Origin of the sequence: Thiomonas delicata (genome assembly GCF_900088825.1) — a bacterium.
Taxonomy (GTDB): Bacteria; Pseudomonadota; Gammaproteobacteria; order Burkholderiales; family Burkholderiaceae_C; genus Thiomonas_A; species Thiomonas_A delicata.
In genome coordinates this window covers 1-695 of the sequence record NZ_LT592209.1, presented here as the reverse complement: position 1 = coordinate 695, position 695 = coordinate 1, and the positions used below count along the sequence as shown (strand labels likewise).

The 695-nt window shown below is 60.3% G+C and carries 2 protein-coding genes; both read right to left on the bottom strand.

Annotation, left to right across the window (positions count from 1 at the left end; genetic code table 11):
* A partial coding sequence (locus tag THIARS_RS18095) for a hypothetical protein (RefSeq protein ID WP_141202472.1) occupies positions 1 to 248 on the bottom strand: 248 nt, incomplete at its 3' end.
* Between the two features lie 288 nt (positions 249 to 536).
* The coding region (locus tag THIARS_RS19200; protein ID WP_342747780.1) for an HAD domain-containing protein at positions 537 to 695 on the bottom strand (159 nt) is incomplete at its 5' end.

Genomic DNA, 695 nt, shown 5'->3' with positions numbered 1-695 from the left:
TTTTGCACGAGACGCTTGAGGGCTTTCTTGCGCGCTAGCGGGACCACGTTGTAATACGACAGGCGCTCGACGAGTGCTACGGCCTCATCAAGGTGGGGCCCGCGAACGGCGTCAAAAGTCGGATCCTCCTGCCCGTACCACACCATCAAGGCGGCGGCACGCACATCGGCGAGTTCAACATTTCCAAGCCCGACACGCGCGACTTTGGCAAACGCGGTGTTGGCTGCGGTCGTATCAACTGCTGCCATCCTAAGCTCCTCTCTCATGCTTTCTAAGATATGGGCTGCTGCCGGTTTCGTAGACACCTTTCCCCTTCTGCGACTGCGGGGTGCAGGACGCCGTCGAAGTCAAGGAACAACGCTGTGTCAGTGTGTGGGGCCATGACTAGCTTTGGATGGCGGCGAACGAGGTGAGTCGTGCTGGCGTTGGAGGCTCCACGGCGGCACTGAGGCGCTGAAGAAATTCCAAGTGCAGGTCGCTGGCGTTTTGAACTTTCATGACATCGTGCGGTGTACGTGTGCAATGCTGAGGCGGCATCAAGCTGTTGATGCGCACATCGCTGCGAGCTTGTCGCGCAATTCCGCGTGCACCGCGGGTTCGCTCAAGCCCGCGTGCTCGTGCGTGTGAACAAGTCGGTCACGGCACCAATCGGGCCAATCTTGCGCGTCGTCATCGAGCGCGAGCCAGTCCCGCGG